Genomic DNA, 19,954 nt, shown 5'->3' with positions numbered 1-19,954 from the left:
TTTCAATGGATCAGCAGATTTCCATTCCAGCAGCTGCGATGAAGCCGTCTTGACCGGTAAGATCGTCCATGTATTCCCCACGATCATCCATGGGCACGGCGGGTCGGATTTTGATTTGATCCCCAGATGGATTTGCCCCGTCTGACCGCCCCCGTGCTGGCCTTGAATGCCCTTGCCCTATTCACTCCTTTGGCCGTGGGGCAGGAGAGCGATCAATCCGGCGCTGCAGGAAACCACGCTACCGTCAACCCGCTGCCCGAACTTTCCGCGAAATTTGAAAGCGCTTATGCCAGGGTGGAGGAAAACCAACTGGTCGTGGGAACTGGGACTTTGGAACGACGCTGGAAATTCACGGAGCAAGGCCTCGCCACTGTCAGCCTCAAGAGCGGCGGCGAAAAAACGGGGCGCGAATGGGCCGATCGTGCTCCCTCGGCGGCTGCGGATTGGGCGCACCCGCTCCTGATGCCGGAAGGCAGCGCTGGGAAGCTCGTGGCTTTGACCGCCGTGGAAGACGATGACGAAGACTTCATGGCAAAGAACCTCAAGCTGACGGCTGAGATTTTCTATCCGACGACGAATCTGACCCTGCGCTACGAGGTCCGCGCCTTCCCGGGAGTTGCCGGCCTCATGACGCAGCTTTGGATCAAGGGCGCGCCCTTACCGGGGCAAAACGCCGAAACCCTAGCCGCAGGCGTGGCCGGGGCGCGGGTGGACTACCTCCCCGTCACGGCCAAGGATCTGAGCCGCACCGCGTGGGGATTTTACAACGATCCCAACCAGCGCTACCGCGCCGAAACGCACCTGCGCCGCGAGGAGGCCCTGCCGCCGACTGCATCGGCGAACTGGGCCAGCGGTGTCCACTTCAGCGACGGCAAGGGCGGCGTGGTGATGCTCAAGGAATCCAACGTCTCCACCAAACACGGCACAAAAGACGGAGTCGGCACCAACACCGGCAAGTTCATCCTGGACGAGAATGGCCTTCAAAACACCGGCTGGGCCTTGACCGAAAGGGATCTCAAACCGGACAAGTTCCAGTGGTGCTGGGCAAGCTGGACTCTCGCCTACGACGGCGGTGAGGACGAAATGGAACTGGCTCTCAAACGGTTCGATCGCGCCCGCTTCCCTAGCGATTTCGAGTACAGCACCTGGAGTTTCCTCTGCGGTTGGGGCCACCAGCGCACCGCTGCGGAAGGCCGCAGTTATGCCGAGCAGTGGCCGGTCCTGAAAATGATCGAGGAATGCAAGGCCACCGGCATCGACATGCTGCTGATCGACGACGGCTGGCAAGCCGATGGCCGGCACACCATGGACCCGCAGGATGGCAAGTGGGAGCCCAAGATTGCGGACTACCCCCAAGGCTGGGCACCGGTGGCGAAGGCGGCGAAAGAAGCCAAAGTCAAACTCGGCCTGTGGGGGTTGTCGGATTCCATCAAGGCGGAGGAGATGATCTGGAATACCCAACAGCTTGATCTCAACCAGTTCAAACTGGATTTCGCAACCTTGCACACCTACCCCCGCCTCCACGCCGCGCGGGAAAAGTCCCGGACCTTCCTCAAGGCCACCGAGCACAAGTCCCCGATCACCTGGGACATCACCGACAACCGCATCGCCTACGGCTATTACTGGAACCGGGAATACGCGTCCATGCACGTCTTCAACCGCTCGTACTGGGGCGAGATCCCGGGAAAAAACAACGTCTATATCCCGAGCACTTCCCTGCGTGATTACTGGCAACTGGCCAAATACCACAATCTCAACAAGTGGCAGCTCATGATGAACAATCCTGAGATCATCGCGACCGCCCAGTCCGACGCCAAGAAGCACAGCATGGGCTACTGCCTGGCAACCACCCTCATGGGTGTGCCGGAGATCTGGTCAATGCCGCACATGATGGCGGCCGACACCAAGAAGGAGTTCACCAAGACGCTGGCGATGTACAAGCCGCACCAGAAGAACATCTTCCAAGGTTACGTGTTCCCCATCGGGGATTGCCCGAACAACGCCTCTTGGACCGGCTTCCAATCCATCGACGACACCTCCGCCGAGAGCGGCTACCTGATGGTGTTCCGTGAGATCAACAATCCGGACAACACTCACACATTCAAATTGCGCATGACGAGCGCCTTCGCTGGCAAAACCCTGCAGGTTGAGGACCTGCGCCGGTCGAGCAAGTCGGTGGTCCCCGTCGGTGCCGATGGCACCGTGACGCTGAAGATCGAGGCTCCCGCCGACTACCTCTTCCTGCGTTATCAACCTACCTCCTGAGAATTCCCGTTGGCGCGGCGACCGCCGGTTGAATTCCCGCCCCTCCCCTTCACCTCTTCATTTGCAACAGGCATCCCGTGCCCGGCCGCCGATTTTCACATCGCGCCTACTGGCATGGACAGCAACCCAGGCACGCAGTCCAAGCCCTTCGCCAGCTTGGAATGAGCGCGGACGGCTGCCCGCGCTAGCAAAGGCTCCACCGTCTGGCTGCATAACGGCAGCTATGTGTTGGACAAGACTTTCGTGCTCACCCCGGAGGACTCCGGCACGGCCTACCGTGCCGCGAAGGGCGAGACCCCGAAACTCACCGGCGGCCGCCCGATCACGGGTTGAAAGAAACTCGATGAGGAACCCGCGGGCGTGACGGTGCAGGCCAAGGGCAAGCTCTGGGTCGCCGATGTGCCCAAGGGCTGGCGCTTCCATTACCTGTATGTTGACGGCCAACCCGTCACCCGCGCCCGGTTGCACGACACCCACTGGCGCAAGTGGTCGTGCGGCATCACCTTCACCAAGCCCTCCCACGATGGCCAGGCGGTGACCTTCCAAGGCATCAACAAGGCGCAACTCGCGAACGTGCCCTCCAACGGCGATCTCGAGATGACCCTCGTCATGGCCCAGTACGGGGTCATGGGCAATGGCGTGTGTGGCTACGGCCCCGGCACGCTGGACGGGAACAAAAACAACACCATCACCCGCAACTGGATCCACGACATCGGCCTGGGCAAATACCAGTTCAAGCTGTGGGAAATGTTCCGCATCCGTTCCGAGGATTTCACTCAGGAAATGCGGGATGGCGTGCGCATGACGGGTGGCTTCAAGAAGGGCATGTTCCGCTTCAACCGCGAAAACATGAAACCCTATATGCACAGACGCAATAACCTGATTGAAAACAACATCGTCGTCGAGCCGGAGCAACTGCTCGACGAGGGCGGCGCGATCTACGCTTGGGCTACCGGGAAGGGCAACATCTGGAAGGACTACCTCATATTCAAGGCCTCCGGCATGCCCGGCTCCTCCATCCTCGCGCTGGATAACAACTCGGAATACTTCACCATCACCGGCAACGTGATCTGGATGGAAGGCCGGGCCGCCTGCGGCACCATTGGCGTGCGTCCTGACGAGCGTGGCAATGTCATCAAGGACAACATCCGGGCTGCTTCAAACCCGAATACGCGGACGGTGGCGCCGGCAACCGCAACGGCCTCAAGGACGGCTTCTACGCGACCGATGAGACCCGCGAGCCGGTGGACCGCATCCTCAAAACCATCACTGCCAAGGTCAGCGCGGCCGGCGGCTGGCTCGGCAATCCCAAGACCGGCATCCCCGGCCCGGGCGAACCCGTGAAGGTCAGCCCGCAGCGCGTGCTTCCGCCCGGGTCTCGCGTGACCATCCAGTGATCGGCGACACGGCGCATGGCATGACCCGAGTGGGGAAGCGCGGAGTTTACCCCTTGGCGTCGCCCCGGTAGGCGGACGGCGATACTCCCATGATCTTCACGAACAGGCGCGAGAAATAGAAGGGGTCTTCATGGCCGATCGCATAGGAAACCTCCTTCACACTCCAGTTGGTGGTGATCAGCAGCCGGCAGGCCGCCTGGATCCGAAGGGCGATATGGTGTTCGACCGGGGAGACTCCGGTCCGCGCCTTGAACAAGGCGGAGTAACGCGAAGGTGAAAGGCCCGCTTGCTGCGCCAGTTCCTGAAGACTCAACGAGCGGGAAATGTTGTCCCGCATGAACTGGATATTCCCGGTGAAATCGCGCATCGGCATCGCTGTCGCTTCCGCATGAAAGGACACGTTTTCGAACAGAAGCACCCCGAGCAAATGACGGAAAATGTGCGCGACCTGCAACAAGCCAGCCAAGGTGTGGCCGTCCCCCAGCGCGTGGAAGCACTCCTTGAAGAGGCGTTCGACTTGTTTGCCCGCCGTCGGCAAGACCGGAACCACGTATCCTTGGGGGATGAAGTGACTGGCGTAAACCGCCGCCGCCTGACCGGAAAAATGCGCCCAATAAATGGACCAAGGCTGTGCCTCATCGGCACCGTACCGGTGTGGCTTGCCGCTCGGCACGAGGAGGGCTTGTCCCGCTGAGACCTCCCGCCTTTGCCCGTCTATCTCAAACCACCCGCCCCCGGCGTGGCAGTAGATCAAGATATGCTCATCGGCTCCTTGAGGACGCTCGCGATAGTGACCGAGCGCCTTCGGAAACCAACCAATGTCCGGCACACACAAGCCGCCGCCCAGCGGGTGCCGGGCGATTTGCCTTCGCAAATCTGCCGGCCCAAAGTGCAGTACCTGCCCGCGGAATCCTTCTCCCCGGAGATTGGCTCTCGTTGCGATCCTTTTCATGATGCGGGCAGAAATGCACTCCGGACCTTGTTGCGCTCCCGTTGCGGACTGCGGCGCATTCATTATCCTAGTCACCCGGACTCACGGGGTCAAGCGACGAGCCCGGGAAAAAAGGAGAATAGTCCATGGATTCCAGGCTTCCGTCCACTGGTCAAAGGGAACGTGGCTCCTCCGCCGGCAAGACCATGGAGATGGAGAACTTGCACAAGAACACCAAGTCGGTGGCCCTCGATGCCCGGTGCCGCCCCCCTCGCACACCCGGCCACCGCGGATCTCGGTGCCCTTGCCCCAGAGCCGTTATTTCTTCGGCTCAATATACGACGGATTGGTCATCGCTTCCGGTGCGACATCCTTCAGGTTGGGCGGGACAGCGGCGTCCACGTCGCGAGTGGCCCAGCGGATCGCGCCGACGAGGATGTCTTGAAAAACCGGATTGGTCCAGACGTCGTTGCGGTGGCCCATGGCGGTGTAAAAGACCCGGCCTTTTCCTTCCTCCCGGGCCCAGGTGGTCGGGTATGCGGGACGCTGGTACATCGCCCCCTTCATGGCGGGAGCATCAATCACCGTGAGAACATGAATGTCCGGGTTGAAATCCTTGAGCGAATACCATTCCTCCTTGAACGCGAAGCTGTCCCCGGCTCCGGAAAAGCCAGGAAACCGTTTGTTGATGACCTTGTTGGTCGCGACCTGTTGATCCCCGTGGATGATGAACTCGCCGCCGAGAAAACAGACGTAGGGATCGGCTTCCTTACCGTGGTTGACGTAGCGATCCGGGCCCTTTTTTGATTCGTTCGCAGTGTGGAAGGTGTCACTGGCGGAGTGCAGGCCGATGAAGCCCTTACCGCTTTTCACGTAGTCGAAGAGCGCCTGCTTGCCGGCCGGGGTCATGGCCGGTTGATTGTCGGTGCCCATGCTAGTGAGGTCGCCGGTGGTGTAAAAGATGACCGCATCGAATCCGGCGAGGTACTCCGAGGAGAATTTCGAGCCGTCTTTGGAGAACTCGAATTGCCAGCCGTGCTTGGCACCGAGCGAGGTGAAGATCTTCTCCGCGAAACTGGGTCTGCCTTTCTTCCAGGAGATCACATCGTGCTCGAAACCGCTGGACTTGGTGAAGAATAACAACCGGCGGGTTGGCTCAGCGTGGAGCGATATGGAGCCGAGACCGAGAGTTAGAAACAGCAGCGTGGTGACTTTGGACATGACGCAAGCCTAGGAAGGCACGGCCGGATGACAATGCAGCAAATCGAGGGTAGAGGGACATCTAACAACCAATCAGGCTTCTGATACTCTCTCGACGATGTCGGCGGAAATCGAAGAGGAGCTGATGAGCAGCGCGGGTTCCGGTTCGGGCCGGAATGTCCTTGGATGAGGCTTAGGGGATCAAGTCGAGAATCTCTTATGGAAGGAGAATAGTCCATGGATTCGAGACTTCCGTCCATTGCTCAAAGCGATGCAGTTTGGATACGGTCGACGGCCTGAGCAACACAGCTCGGGAACACCCATGAATCCCACCGTGACTACGGAAATCGATCTCCCCCCAACGGTTGACCTGGAAGAGATGAAGGCTTCGTTTCGCCGCCACGGCTACGCGGTGGCGCGTGGCCTTTTCTCAGCAGAAGCCGTTGCCGAAATTGGACAGGCCTTCGAAAAGATCGCCGGAAGCGGGCCGATTCCCGGCTACTTCGAGCCCGTTTCCGCAGAGGAGGCGGAGGGGGATCCGCTCAAGACCCATCCACGCGTTCATCATCCGCACCGCTTCGATGCCGTCTCGCGCAAGCATCTGGTGCACGCGGGTGTGTTGAGATGCTTGCGCGAACTGATGGACGACGACGTTCTGGCCGCACAGAGCATGTTCTATTTCAAACCGCCGGGGGCGCGAGGCCAGGCGATGCACCAGGACAACTTCTACCTGATGGTAGAGCCGCAGACCTGTGTGGCCGCATGGACGGCGATCGATGATGCCGATCCGCAGAACGGCGGGATGTACCTCGTGGAGGACACCGCCGACGAACCCATCATGTGCCCCGGCTGGGCCGATCCAGAAAAATCATTCACGACTCACTTCGTCCCTGCACCGCCCGGAAAGAAGGCGGTGCCTTGCGTGATGAAAGCCGGAGATACCCTGTTCTTCAACGGAAACACGATCCACGGTTCAGGACCGAATCGCTCTAAGGAGCGCTTCCGTCGCTCGTTCATCTGTCACTATGTGCCGCGCTCGACCCGCCGCATCAGCAAGTTCTACCTCCCTCTTCTCACCCCGACCGGCGAGGACCTGATGATCGAGGCCTCCGAAGCCGGCGGACCTTGCGGCCAGGATCAAGCCAAGGGACTGCTGTGGGAAGGAGGGACGCATTGATCCCCGTGGTGGCTCCGGCCCGCCTCAAACACTTTGCCAGCCTCTGGACGCTGCTTCACTATCCGAACGGCAGCGAGTCGGAAGAATGGAGCCTCGACCGGAAGCTCGGCACAATCAAGGAGGCCGGTTTCGACGGCTTCCAATGGTTCGCGCAGCCTGAGTTCGCGGAAGCAAGCTCGCGTCACGGATTGGCTTTCCTGGGCGGCTGTGACGCCAACGCGGCAAACCATGTCCAACGGCTCGAGGACTTCGCCCCACTGAAACCTGAGCGAATCAACATCCAACTGGGCGATCATTCGATGGAACCGGCGGAAGCTGCGGCCCTGTGGATCCGGATGAACGACGTGGCAGATGACCTCGGCTTGATTCTCGATCTCGAAACCCACCGTGGCACCTGCACGGAGACCCCGGAGAAAACCTGGCGAATCGCGGAGATCTATGAGCAGAAGCGTTCCATGCCCATCCGGCTGACCTTCGACTTCTCGCATTTCGCGACGGTCAAACACTTGGTGCCGCCCTACGCCGAGCGCCTCTTGGAGAGGCCTGATCTGCTGCAGGCATCCCGGCAAATCCACCTCCGACCTTTCAACGGGCACCACTGCGAGATCCCCGCGACGAACCCCGATGGAGGCATGACGGAATGGGCGAAGCACTGGTTCGACCTCCTGGAGGCCGCCTTCCACTGCTGGCTCCAAGAGGAAGCGAACCAAGGCGTGACGCTCTGGGCCTGTCCCGAATTCGGAGCGATGAGTTCGGGCTATTGGCTGCCTTCATTTCCTGATCCATGGGAGGACGCGACCTTCGTGAAGCAGGAATCCGACCGCCTCTGGCAATCGATGATTTCCTGAATCTGCATTCCAACCCAAGATCCCGGAATGATACTCGCACCCGCAGACTCGTCGTCCGACACGGATAACTCTACCCCGTTCAACTACGGCTTCATTTGGCGTATTTCGCTCGTCGCCGCCATGGGGGGATTGCTCTTCGGCTATGACTGGGTGGTGATCGGCGGAGCGAAACCATTCTTCGAAAAATACTTTCAGCTCACGAATGCGGAGATGGTGGGCTGGGCCAATAGTTGTGCCCTACTCGGTTGTCTTCTGGGGTCTCTCATTTCCGGGGGGCTCAGCGACAAGTTCGGGCGCAAGAAGCTGTTGATCCTCGCGGCCGTGTTATTCGCCGTGTCCTCGGTCTTCACGGGATGGGCGTTCAGCTTCAATGCATTCGTTTTCTGGCGGATCATTGGGGGCGTGGCCATCGGCATGGCGTCGAACCTTTCGCCCATGTACATCGCCGAGGTCGCGCCGGCCAGAATGCGCGGCCAACTGGTGTCGATCAATCAATTGACCATCGTGATCGGAATCCTGATCGCTCAGGTGGCCAACCTGTTGATCGCGGAGCGGGTGGAAGACACGGCGACCGCGGAGGCCATTCGCCTCTCGTGGAACGGACAATTCGGCTGGCGATGGATGTTCACGGCAGTGACCCTTCCCTCCCTGGTCTTCCTCGTTGGCGCGATCTGCATTCCTGAAAGCCCGCGGTGGCTGATCAAGAATGGGATGGCGGACAAGGCTCGGGACATCCTCAAGCGCATTGGCGGTGAAGACTACGCGAACCGGGAAACGCAAAGCGTGATCTCGACCATCAGCGAGGAAGAGATTCAACACGTGCGTTTCCGGGATCTGCTGGAGCCAAAGATGCTAAGGATTCTCCTTATCGGCTGCACGCTTGCCGTCCTCCAGCAATGGAGCGGCATCAATGTAATCTTCAGCTACGCCGAGGAAATCTTCCGCGCCGCCGGCTATGGCGTCAGCTCCATTCTTGTCAACATCGTGATCACCGGTGTCGTGATGCTGGTGTTCACCTTAATCGCAATCAAGACGGTGGACCGCTTCGGCAGGCGGATCCTGATGACAGTCGGGTGCGCCGGCATCGCCATCTTCCATTTCCTCATCGGCTGCGCCTACCACTTCCATTTCACCGGGCTCAGCGTCGTCATTCCGGTCTTGGCCACCATCGCCTGCTACTCGTTCTCGCTCGCTCCTGTGACCTGGGTACTGATCTCCGAGATCTTCCCCAATCGCATCCGCGGGGCAGCGGTGTCGGTGGCGGTCTCTTCCCTGTGGATCGCCTGTTTCATCCTCACCTACACCTTCCCGGCGATGAATGAGGCGCTCGGCCCGGCGATGACTTTCTGGCTGTACTCCGCGATCTGCGCCGCCGGCTTCGTCTTCATCCTGCTCCGCGTTCCTGAAACGAAGGGTAAGACTCTGGAACAGATCGAAAAGGAATTGGTCGATTGAGAATCCTCCCGGAAAGCCATGCCCTACACCCTCGGCCTCGACTATGGCACCAACTCGGCCCGCGCCCTCGTCGTTGACTGTTCCGACGGCCGGGAAGTCGGCACCGCGGTGGTTGATTATCCCTCCGGCAACCAGGGCGTGATCCTCAATCCCGCGGATCACCACCTCGCCCGCCAGAATCCCGCTGACTATCTCCACGTCCTCGAAAGAGCAACCCAGCTCGCGCTGGACGTCGCGATGATCGCCGAGCCCTCCTTTTCCAAGGATCAGATCATCGGCATCGGCATGGATGGCACTGGCTCAAGTCCCCTGCCGGTGGACCGGCACAATCGCCCCCTCACCAGCGATCCGCGCTTCTCTAACAACCCAAACGCGCACTGTTGGCTCTGGAAGGACCATACGAGCATCCCCGAGGCAGCGGCCATCACCGCCACTGCACGGAGACTCCGCCCGCACTATCTCGCGAAGATCGGCGGCACCTACTCCTCCGAGTGGTTCTGGGCGAAGATCTGGCATTGTCTCAAGGTCGATCCCGACGTCTTCGAAGCCGCTTGGTCCTGGGTGGAACTCGCGGATTTCGTCCCCGCGGTGCTCGCCGGTGTCACCGACCCGCTGGTCATCCGCCGAGGCGTCTGTATGGCCGGTCACAAGGCGATGTATGCAGACGAGTGGGGCGGCCTGCCCGACCAGGAATTCTTGGCGGCCCTCGATCCTGCGCTGTCATGCCTTCGCGACCGGCTCTACACGAAAGCCCATGACGCCTCCGCCATTGCCGGCCATCTCTGCCCCGAATGGGCGGACAAGCTCGGCCTCGCTCCGGGCATCCCCATCGCCATTGGCGAAATGGATGTGCACTATGGAGCCATCGGCTGCGGCATTGACGAGGGAACGCTGGTGAAGGTCATCGGCACCTCCACCTGCGATTGCGCGGTGGTCTCCGCCGGCAAAACCGTCGCCGACATTCCCGGCATCTGTGGCATCGTCAAAGGATCGATCCTCCCCGGCTACTCTGGCATCGAGGCCGGCCAATCCGCCGTGGGAGATATTTTCAAATGGTTCGTCGAAGGGGTCTTGGAAGACGGCGACCTCCACGGACCCCTCACGGCGGATGCCTCCGCGCTGAAACCGGGCCAGGCCGGCCTGCTCGCGCTGGATTGGAACAATGGCAACCGCACCATCCTCGTGGACCAGCGTCTCACGGGATTGATCCTCGGCCAGACCCTCTACACCACGCGGGCGGAGATCTACCGCGCCCTGATCGAGGCCACGGCCTTTGGCGCACGGGTCATCATCGACCGCCTGCGCGACCATGACGTGCCCGTGGAGCGCATCGTATGCTCGGGCGGCATCGCGGAGAAGAATCCCCTGCTGATGCAGATCTACGCAGATGTCACCGGCTGCGAAATGAGTCTGTCTCGTTCTTCCCAGGCCTGCGCCCTCGGCTCCGCGATCGCTGCAGCCGTCGTCGCGGGAGCGCACCCGGACTTCGCCACCGCGCAGGCCGCCATGACCGGCCTTAAGGACACCACGTATCGCCCGATCCCCCGCAACCGGGACGTCTATCAGGAATTGTACGACCTTTACCGTAGTTTGCACGATGCCTTCGGCGGCGTCACGGAGTCCGCCAGCCTCGGCCACGTCATGAAGGACCTTCTTTCCATCAAGGCCCGGCAGTCCCTCTAAACCACCATGTCCTCCATCAATCGCTTCGACGCTTTGGAAATCTGGTTCGTCACCGGTTCCCAGCACCTTTACGGTCCCGAGGCGCTCGCCAAGGTCGACGACCACGCCAAGGTCGTCGTCGATGCCTTGAATGCCGCGGGAACCCTACCCCATCGGGTGGTTTTCAAGCCGGTTCTCACATCCTCTGCCGAGGTCACGGAGTTTGCGGTCCAGGCCAACTCCAGCACTCACTGCATTGGGATTGTCGCGTGGATGCACACGTTCTCTCCCGCGAAAATGTGGATCGAAGGTCTGCAACTCCTGCGCAAGCCGCTCGCGGACCTGCACACCCAGTTCAACCGCGACATTCCGTGGGAAACGATCGACATGGATTTCATGAACCTGAACCAGACCGCCCACGGCGGCCGCGAGTTCGGGCACATCGGCGCACGGCTGCGCCTGCCCCGCAAGGCGGTGGTGGGACACTGGCAGGATCCCGAAGTCCATGAACGCTTGGCCACCTGGTCCCGGGCCGCCCGCGGCTGGCACGCATCCCGGCAGCTCAAGCTCGCCCGCATCGGCGACAACATGCGCCACGTGGCGGTCACGGAGGGCGACAAGGTCTCGGCCCAAATGCGCTTCGGTTGGGAGGTCAACACCTTAGGGATCGGTGATCTCGTCGCGAGAATCGGCGCCGTGGCATCGGAGCGGGTGGACCAGCTCTGCGAGCTCTACGAAAGCCATTACCAGGTGACCGCCGAGTTGAAGAGTGGCGCATCACGCCACCAATCCCTGCGCGATTCCGCCGCCATCGAGATCGGATTACGCGACTTGTTAGAGGATGGAGGATTCACCGCCTTCACCACCACCTTCGAGGATCTCCACGGAATGAAGCAACTCCCGGGGCTGGCAGTGCAGCGCCTGATGGAGGACGGCTACGGTTTCGCCGGCGAGGGCGACTGGAAGACCGCCGCGCTGGTCCGCGTTATGAAAGCCATGGCCCACGGCCTCCCGGGCGGCACGTCCTTTATGGAGGACTACACCTATCACCTCGATCCAGGCAACCCGATGGTCCTCGGCTCCCACATGCTGGAGATCTGCCCGTCGATTTCCGCCGCGGTGCCGAAGATCGAGATCCACGCGCTCGGCATCGGAGGCAAGAATGACCCGTGCCGCATGGTGTTCGATTGCCCCGCCGGATCCGCGGTGAACGCGTCGGTCATCGATCTCGGAAATCGCTTCCGCTTCCTCGTCAATGAAGTGGACTGCGTGGCTCCAGCACACGAACTACCGAAGCTCCCCGTCGCCCGCGTGCTCTGGAAACCGCTGCCCGATCTCAAGATCGCCACCGCCGCATGGATCCATGCCGGCGGTGCCCACCACACCGCTCTCTCCTACGCTCTGACCAGCGAACACCTCGAGGACTTCGCGGAGATCGCGCGAATCGAGTTCAGCGTGATCGAAGCGGATACTCACCTCCGAGCCTACAAGACCGAACTCCGCCAGGCGGATCTCTACTATCATCTCGCCCAAGGGATTCATGGCTGACCCTCCCTTCCCATGACTTTCTCCGCACTCAAAGAGGAATGCCTCGCGGCGAACCTCGACCTGCCTACGACCGGCCTCGTTGACCTCACCTTCGGCAACGTTTCTGTAGCGGATCCGGAGCGCGGCGTGTTCGTCATCAAGCCCAGTGGCGTCAGCTATGGCGACCTCCGCGCCGATCACATCGTCGTGCTTGATTTCGAGGGGAATGTCATCGAGGGCTCATTGCGCCCCTCCTCCGATACCCCCACCCACCGCTATCTTTACCGGCACTTCTCCGGCGTCCGGTCGGTGGTGCACACTCACTCGCGCAATGCGGTGGCCTTCGCCCAAGCTGGAATGGATTTGCCGTGCTTGGGGACGACCCATTGCGACTATTTCAACGGGCCGGTGCCGGTGACCCGCGCCATGACGAGAGAGGAAACCGGCGGAGAATATGAATGGGAAACCGGCAAGGTCATCGTCGAGCGCTTCCGGGATATCGATCCGCTGGAGTTGCCCGCCGTCCTCGTCCGCAACCACGGCCCCTTCGCCTGGGGAGTCACCGCCGCCAAAGCCATCGAAACCGCAGTTGCGCTGGAAGCGATCGCCGACATGGCCCTCAAGACGCTTTTACTCAATCCTTCCGCCGAGGCGGCTCCCGCGTATCTGAGGACAAGGCACTTTTTCCGCAAGCACGGCTCCAGCGCTTACTACGGTCAAGTGAATCGTCCCTTACCGGATTGAGCAATTCTTGCAGCCGTCCTAATGAGGGCTGGTCTCCTTTTTTTTGCTAGCATCGTGGACATGCCCACATGCTTTTTGAAAAGCAGCGGTAGTTGATTGCGGCTGCACAGGCCCGCCAGATAAACGATCTGTTTCCACTGTCGTGGTGCGGGGTTCCCAGCCAGGACGAGGACGCGTCCCAATAAGATCGTCCATCCTTTTGCGCGGAAGTTCCATTCCCCACGACCTGCGCTTGTGATGGAATGTGGAACCTACCGAAGCGTGAATTCCCACTACGCCGTTAGACGCTCCCATCATCGTCAAACTCCATGAATTTGCCCCCTCCCTGCGTCTTCCCCGGGCTTCAGTCTTCTACCACGCAATCGCGGCGCCATTCGATCCGCAGGTGCCTGGGAATCCTCGCTGCAAGCTGTCCCATTTTGTTGGGCACGGCACAGGCCGCGCCGAAGACATGGACCGGCACGGATGGGAACATGAACACGTCCGGCAACTGGTCCGGCGGTACGCCCGTTGCGGGCGATCAGATCCTTTTTAACGGTTCGCCAGGATCAGTCACGAGCAACCTGACCGTCGGTGCAATCATTCCCGCCGCCAATGCCCTTGGCACGGCCAGCGTCACTGGAATTCAACTCAACGCGGCCCAAACAAGCAATGTGACGATCATCGGCTCCGGAACCGCGGGCAACCGTTTTCGCTTTGTCAACGCCACCGCAACCGCGATCCAGATGGAAAGCGGCGCGGGCAACCTCACCTTTGGTGACGGCACCGGTGGCGGAAGTGCCTTCAATTTGGCGACCAACGGCTCTGCCAATCTTACTTTCCGCAACAATTCGGCCACCAGCACGGGCACCTTCAAGTCGGATGTCACCTTTGTTCCCGGCGGCTCAGGCTCGAACGTCCAGTGGATTTTTGACGGTATCGGCAAATGGCAGGTGGATGGCGCGATCAATCAAGGCGCCGGTCCCACCGCCGTGACCGGCGTGACCAAGAATGGAGCGGGCACGCTGACGCTCAATGGGGCCAACACTTACACCTCGGCCACCACGATCAACGCCGGCACACTGAGCGCCGGCAATATTGTCGTCAGCGGGGGCAGCAGTAATCTGGGCAACGCCACCTCCGCAGTCATCCTCGGAGGCGCAGCCAGCCAAGGCACCCTTTCCTACACCGGCAACAGTGCCACCTACACCCGCGGCTTCACCATCGGGGCAGGCGGAGGTCGTCTGGACACCATTACGAGCGGGCAGGTGCTGACGGTTGCGACGAGCAACATCACCGGCACTTCCGGCACCTTCACCATCGGCGGCGCCGGCAATACTACCGTCGCCTCCGCGATTCAGACCGGAAGCGGTGGCCTGACCAAAGAGGATTCGGGGATGGCTACCCTCGGGGGCAACAACACCTACAGCGGTGCCACCCTGGTTTCCGCCGGCACGCTGCTGGTCTCCGGAGCGCTCGGCAACACGGCTGTCACCGTCGGATCGACCGGCACCATCGGTGGCGACGGCACCATCGCTGGGACCCTTCACTTCGACGCCGGGGCCAACTTCGTTTTCAATCCCACTCAAACGCTCACCGTCACCGGAAGCAGCGTGACCTTTGGTAGCTTCGGCGTCGCGGATCTCTTCGGCTTGGACAACTCCGTGGCCGTTGGGACCTACACACTGATTAACGGATCAGCCACAATCAGCATCTCCAACCTCAACAACCTCGGGATCGGCAATGCTTATAACCTCGGCGCAGGAAAGGCGGCCTACTTTGAAATCAGCAGCCTCAACCTCGTGGTCATGGCCATTCCGGAGCCCGGCCCCGCGTTCCTCGGCAGCCTAGGTCTTCTCATGTTGCTTCGCCGCCGCCGCGGATAATCCCTCCGGCTCCACGTCAGGATTACCCGTAACCGAATCTCAACGGCACCGGCACGCTGAAGCTCATTTTCCCACAGGCACCGGCCGCCCCCCGTTATCGCGGAACTCGCCTGATAACAATTTCCCGTCGAGGTTAAGAAGGGAAGAAATCACGCCGCGCGGAGCAATCCGCGCGGCGTTGATTTCGCATAAAGCAGATCGCTGCGTGAGCCTGCCACCTATTCTCAAAAAGCATGGTTCCGCCGGGGCTAGCTGCCACCACTGCCAAGGCGGCACCGGGAGCGAACCGGCGCAGACCTTCGAGAAGATCGTCCATCCTTTTGGGCGGAAGCTCCATTCTCCGCAGCCTTCGCTTGTGATTGGATGACAAGTCTGAAGCGCGGATTCCCGCCCCACGTGCTGCCTTTAAATTCGCCAAATCCCGAACCTCAAAAAAAACTCATGAACCTGTTCCTTCGCTCGGTCCTCCCAGGATCTCCGCCCTCCGATTCATCAGCGCGAATTGCGCCCGCGATCCCGTTGAAACTCGCCGCCGTTGTGTCCTCGCGCCGCCATTCTATTTGTTGGTGCCTGGGGGTCGCCGCCATAGCTGCTCCGATCGTGTCGGGCACGGCACAGGCGGCAGCGAAGCAGTGGACCGGAGCCACGGCCGACATGAACGATGCCGCCAACTGGACCCCCAACGGCGTGCCCACCACCGGCGATCAGATGCTCTTCGACGGTGGCAGCGCTTTCAACACCGTGACGTTCAGCACGGGATTCGGTACCGGCGGTCTTGGGACCGTCTCCCTGCCGGGAATACTGATGAACCAAGCTACCGACGTGCAGGTGAACCACACCGGGGCGTCAACGGTATTGCGAATCGCGGGAACTACGGCCTCGACCGTGGTTCAAATCGAATCCACTGCGGGAAACTTGACCCTGGGTGATGGTGCCGGTGCAAGCACCGCTTTCGTTCTGGCCGCCAACGCTCCTACCTCTGCGGTTAACTTTACCTTTTTAAATAACTCGCCCACAAGTGTCGGCACCCTTGAATCCGATGTCACGCTCGCCGGTGGGGGGAACAATCCCACGGCAAACTGGATCTTTGATGGTGTGGGCAACTGGAGCATCAAAGGAGTCATCGGCACCGGGACCACCTCCGATTCCATTTCCGTGATCAAGAACGGCGTCGGCACGCTGACACTTGCGGGGGCCAACACCTACAAATCGGCGACGTCGATCAATGCCGGCACATTGAAACTCTCCAACAGCCTCGCGCTGCAGAGCAGCATCTACTCGGGAGGTTTGGGCTCGCTGGTTTTCGACTCAACTGTGGCCACGCATGCCTTCACGTTCGGCAGTCTCAATGCGAGTACGAACTTGGTATTGGAGGACGACGCCATCAATGCAGTGGCTCTCACGGTCGGCAGCAACACCACGCCGGCAACCTACTCGGGCGCACTCAGCGGAACTGGCAGCCTGACCAAGGTCGGCTCCGGTACTCAGACACTCTCGGGCACCAACACCTACGCTGGCGTGACCACCATCAATTCCGGTGCGTTGGTGTTTGGCAGAACAGCCTCCCTGTATAACAACACCCCCACCAGTTGGACCCCGGCGAACATCAGCGTGGCTTCCGGCGCGACCTTGGGACTCGGCCTGGGTGACTCCGCCTCCGGGTACTTCGACGTCACGGCATTGGATACCCTGCTGGATGGCAGCCACTTGGGAGCAAGCACGACGACCACCGGTCTCAAGACGGGAGCGATCCTAGGCTTCGACACGACCAACGCCACGGGCGGCCTGTTCACCTATGGCAGCGTGATCGCGGATCACACCGGTGGCAGCGTCCTGAATTTGACCAAGCTCGGCGCCGGCACGCTCACCCTGGGCGGTGCAAACACCTACACCGGCACGACGACGGTTAGCGCAGGCACGTTGCAGATCGGCAGCTCGGAGCGGCTCGCGGATACGGGAATCGTAAACGTCACGGGCGGCACATTCGATCTGCAAGGCTTTAGCGAAACCATTGGACAGATCACGACCCTGACCAACGGCACAATCAGCGGAACTAGCGGCAACAAGCTCATTCTCACCGCGGCGGGCAACACCACCACCGCGACCGGAGCCAACACCATCAGCGCTGATCTGCAGTTGAACACAGGGACGGCCTTGACCCGCACTTTTTCGGTTACCAACTCGAATGAGACGCTGACCATCAGCGGGGCAGCCTCCCAAGGGGCAGCGGTCGGCAGCGTGACCAAAGCCGGCGTGGGAACCCTCGTCCTCAGCGGCACCAACACCTATACCGGCCCGACAACGATCACCGCTGGCACCCTGAGTGTCGGAGCAGCCTCCAATCTGGGAGGTGCCCCATCCGACCTGATTTTCAACGGCGGCAACCTCCAGATTACCGGAACCACGCTGAACAACTTCACCAGCCTCGGCCACTCCGCCTCGTTCACCGCCACCAAACTCGTGGGGCTGGACATCAACAACGCCGCCAACGTCTTCACTGTGGATCAGGTGCTCAACCAGACCACCGGCGGCTTCACCAAGCTGGGCGCGGGCACCGCAGTTCTAAACTTGGCCAACACCTACACCGGCGCGACCACGGTGGGTGCCGGCGCGTTGAACCTTCAATCTAACAGCGCGCTGGGCACCGGTGTCGGTGCCACCACCTCCGCCGTCAGCGTGACCAGCGGTGGAGCGCTGCAACTGCAAGGGGGGATCTCCACGACGACAGCCGTCGCACTAACCTTGAATGGTGGCGGCCTCGCGTCGAAGGGCGCTTTGGAAAACGTTGGCGGCGTGAACACTTACACCGGCTTGATCACCCTCGGCAGTGCCTCGTCGGTCGGCTCGACCACCGGCACCTTGAACCTGACCCACACCGGCACCATCACCGGCGCGACTGCAGGCTTGGGCCTTACCCTGACCGGTGCCGGCGATGGCAACCTCGCCAGCATCATCGGTACCGGGACTGGCGGGCTGAACAAAGGCGGCAGCGGCACTTGGATCCTCACGGGAGTCAATACCTACACCGGCAACACGACCCTCAGCGGGGGCGTGCTGCAGACGGCATTGACCGGCGGCGGCCTCCCTTCCACCAGTATCCTGCAACTTCGCGGGGGGGTAATCCAAAGCAACGGCACCTTCAGCCGCACTGTGGGAACCGCGGCGGGAAATGTGAATATCGGGAGTCTTGCTGTGAACCCGATCGGTGGCGGTTACGCCGCGAAGGGCGGAGTGTTGATCATCCAGTTGAACGGTGGCACCGCAAGCCAAGTTTGGGCAGCTTCAGGTTCCAGCTTTATGAATTCGGGCCAGTCGCTGATCTTCGGTTCTTCCACTGCGGACGATCTTGTGGATTTCCAGAACGCGATCAATCTGGGGTCATCGGGAACAAATACTCGAACCGTCACCGTCCTCGACAACCCCAGCTTGAGCACCGACCGGGCGAGAATCTCCGGAGCGCTGACTAACACTGCAGCCGGCCAAAGCCTTCTCAAGGACGGTGCTGGAATTCTGGAGCTGACCAACGCGAACACCTACACCGGTGCCACGACTGTCAATGCCGGCACCCTGCTGGCGAACAACGCCACCGGCTCTGCCGCCGGCACGGGTAGCGTCACCGTCAAGTCCACCGCCACCTTCGGCGGCACGGGCGCTGTAACTGGGGCCGTCGTCTTGGAATCCGGTGCCATCCTCGCTCCCGGCGCGTCCATCGAATCGCTCGCCACCGGTGAACTCACACTGCCCTCCGGCGCCACCCTCACCGCCGAGATCGATTCCTCGGGCAGTCCCTCCGCCGACGTAGTGACTGTCACGGGCAACGTCACCTTGGGAGGCGCTCTGACCGTCACCGACATCGCCGGAGTCCCGGCCGCCGTCGCGCTTGGCACCAAGCTGACCTTGATCGCCTACACCGGCTCGCTCACGGGCACTTTCAGCGGCAAGGCGGAGGGCAGTACCTTCGCGGTCGGCAGCAACACCTTCAAGATCCGCTACACCGACAGCGGGGCGGTGACCTTGGAAGCCGTCGCGGGAGTTGGAGGCTATAGTACCTGGGCCGATACCAACGCGCCTTCGCAGACCGCCAGCCAGGACTTCGATAACGACGGCGTCCCCAACGCCATCGAGTATGTCCTCGGCGGATTGGCCGCCACCAAGGACCTGGGCAAGCTTCCCACCTTGACCACTCCGGGTGGCAACCTCGTCTTCACCTTCCTGCGCGACCAGGTTTCCAAGACGGTGGATACCGGCGTCTTCATCGACGTGGGCACGACCCTCACCGCATGGCCGTCCACTTACACCGTCGGCAACAACACCGCCGGCTCCACCACCGGGGTGACTGTCACCGACAATCTCAACGGCACCGACACGGTGACGCTCACGATCCCGCGGGCACCGGATGACAAAAAGTTCGCCCGCCTCCGGGTGGAGATCTCGCCCTGAGCCCGGAAGCCCGGACAAGAATTTCCCGTCGAGGTCAAGAAGGGAAGGAACGGCGCCGCGCGGAGTAATCCGCGCGGCGTTTGTATTGTCGAAGGAGAGGGGCAGATCGTCGCATCGACGTGGGCGCTGGTGGATATTCTCGGAAAGCTTGCGATGGATCGCTTTCTCGTGGCAGCGATAGATCACGCAACGCCCCGGTGCCGGTTTCGCACCATGACGCGGGTGCAGGTTCGTCGAACGTTACCGTTCACTCCGGGCGAGTTTCCCCAGCGGCATGGCCCTGCGGAGGCGAATGGAAGAAAGGCTTCCCCCAATAAGATCATCCATCCTTTTGGGGTGAACGTCCATGGCCCAAACCTCGCGGCTGTGGTGTATTCAATGGAGTTACAAGCGCGCTCTCCCGCTCAAAAAACGCGGTATTCATGAAAAATCTTTCGTCACGC

Annotated in this window: 13 protein-coding genes; 11 read left to right on the top strand and 2 right to left on the bottom strand. The window is 61.1% G+C overall.

What is annotated here, in order from left to right:
* The first annotated feature begins 126 nt into the window (after positions 1-126).
* From OKA05_RS15240 to OKA05_RS15230, 3 genes are all read left to right on the top strand, one after another.
* Positions 127-2,265 (top strand): alpha-galactosidase, encoded by a 2,139-nt coding sequence (locus OKA05_RS15240; protein ID WP_264488027.1) that lies wholly within the window; start codon positions 127-129, stop codon positions 2,263-2,265.
* Positions 2,266-2,508: 243 nt separating this feature from the next.
* On the top strand, positions 2,509-2,598 hold the full coding sequence (locus tag OKA05_RS15235) for a DUF3604 domain-containing protein (protein WP_264488026.1): 90 nt from the start codon (positions 2,509-2,511) through the stop codon (positions 2,596-2,598).
* A gap of 27 nt (positions 2,599-2,625) precedes the next feature.
* Positions 2,626-3,609, top strand: coding sequence for a hypothetical protein (locus OKA05_RS15230; RefSeq protein ID WP_264488025.1), 984 nt, complete (start codon positions 2,626-2,628; stop codon positions 3,607-3,609).
* A gap of 99 nt (positions 3,610-3,708) precedes the next feature.
* Here OKA05_RS15230 and OKA05_RS15225 read toward each other — a convergent pair whose 3' ends face one another.
* The gene (locus tag OKA05_RS15225) at positions 3,709-4,677 is read right to left on the bottom strand and encodes an AraC family transcriptional regulator (RefSeq protein ID WP_264488024.1); all 969 of its coding nucleotides are present in this window, start codon (positions 4,675-4,677) and stop codon (positions 3,709-3,711) included.
* Positions 4,678-4,911: 234 nt separating this feature from the next.
* Positions 4,912-5,814, bottom strand: coding sequence for a ThuA domain-containing protein (locus tag OKA05_RS15220; RefSeq protein WP_264488023.1), 903 nt, complete (start codon positions 5,812-5,814; stop codon positions 4,912-4,914).
* Positions 5,815-6,115: 301 nt separating this feature from the next.
* Between OKA05_RS15220 and OKA05_RS15215 the strand changes: the two genes are divergently transcribed.
* The 8 genes from OKA05_RS15215 to OKA05_RS15180 all read left to right on the top strand — a co-directional run bounded on the left by OKA05_RS15215 (position 6,116) and on the right by OKA05_RS15180 (position 19,511).
* The gene (locus OKA05_RS15215; RefSeq protein WP_264488022.1) at positions 6,116-6,970 is read left to right on the top strand and encodes a phytanoyl-CoA dioxygenase family protein; all 855 of its coding nucleotides are present in this window, start codon (positions 6,116-6,118) and stop codon (positions 6,968-6,970) included.
* A gap of 8 nt (positions 6,971-6,978) precedes the next feature.
* Complete coding sequence (locus OKA05_RS15210; RefSeq protein WP_264488021.1) at positions 6,979-7,818, top strand: sugar phosphate isomerase/epimerase family protein; 840 nt, start codon at positions 6,979-6,981, stop codon at positions 7,816-7,818.
* A 27-nt stretch (positions 7,819-7,845) separates the two neighbouring features.
* Positions 7,846-9,273: a sugar porter family MFS transporter gene (locus tag OKA05_RS15205; RefSeq protein ID WP_264488020.1), complete on the top strand. Its 1,428-nt coding sequence runs from the start codon at positions 7,846-7,848 to the stop codon at positions 9,271-9,273.
* An 18-nt stretch (positions 9,274-9,291) separates the two neighbouring features.
* Positions 9,292-10,956 (top strand): ribulokinase, encoded by a 1,665-nt coding sequence (locus OKA05_RS15200; protein ID WP_264488019.1) that lies wholly within the window; start codon positions 9,292-9,294, stop codon positions 10,954-10,956.
* Between the two features lie 6 nt (positions 10,957-10,962).
* Positions 10,963-12,483, top strand: coding sequence for an L-arabinose isomerase (araA, locus tag OKA05_RS15195; RefSeq protein WP_264488018.1), 1,521 nt, complete (start codon positions 10,963-10,965; stop codon positions 12,481-12,483).
* Between the two features lie 12 nt (positions 12,484-12,495).
* Positions 12,496-13,206: an L-ribulose-5-phosphate 4-epimerase AraD gene (araD, locus tag OKA05_RS15190; RefSeq protein ID WP_264488017.1), complete on the top strand. Its 711-nt coding sequence runs from the start codon at positions 12,496-12,498 to the stop codon at positions 13,204-13,206.
* Positions 13,207-13,625: 419 nt separating this feature from the next.
* On the top strand, positions 13,626-15,071 hold the full coding sequence (locus OKA05_RS15185; RefSeq protein ID WP_264488016.1) for a beta strand repeat-containing protein: 1,446 nt from the start codon (positions 13,626-13,628) through the stop codon (positions 15,069-15,071).
* Between the two features lie 600 nt (positions 15,072-15,671).
* Entirely contained in the window at positions 15,672-19,511 is a 3,840-nt protein-coding gene (locus OKA05_RS15180; protein WP_264488015.1) for a beta strand repeat-containing protein, read from the top strand.
* Positions 19,512-19,954 lie beyond the last annotated feature (443 nt).

This window comes from Luteolibacter arcticus, from assembly GCF_025950235.1.
In the GTDB taxonomy this organism is placed as follows: domain Bacteria; phylum Verrucomicrobiota; class Verrucomicrobiia; order Verrucomicrobiales; family Akkermansiaceae; genus Haloferula; species Haloferula arctica.
Note: the sequence above shows the minus strand (reverse complement) of the source record. Positions and strands in the feature narration are given on the sequence as shown.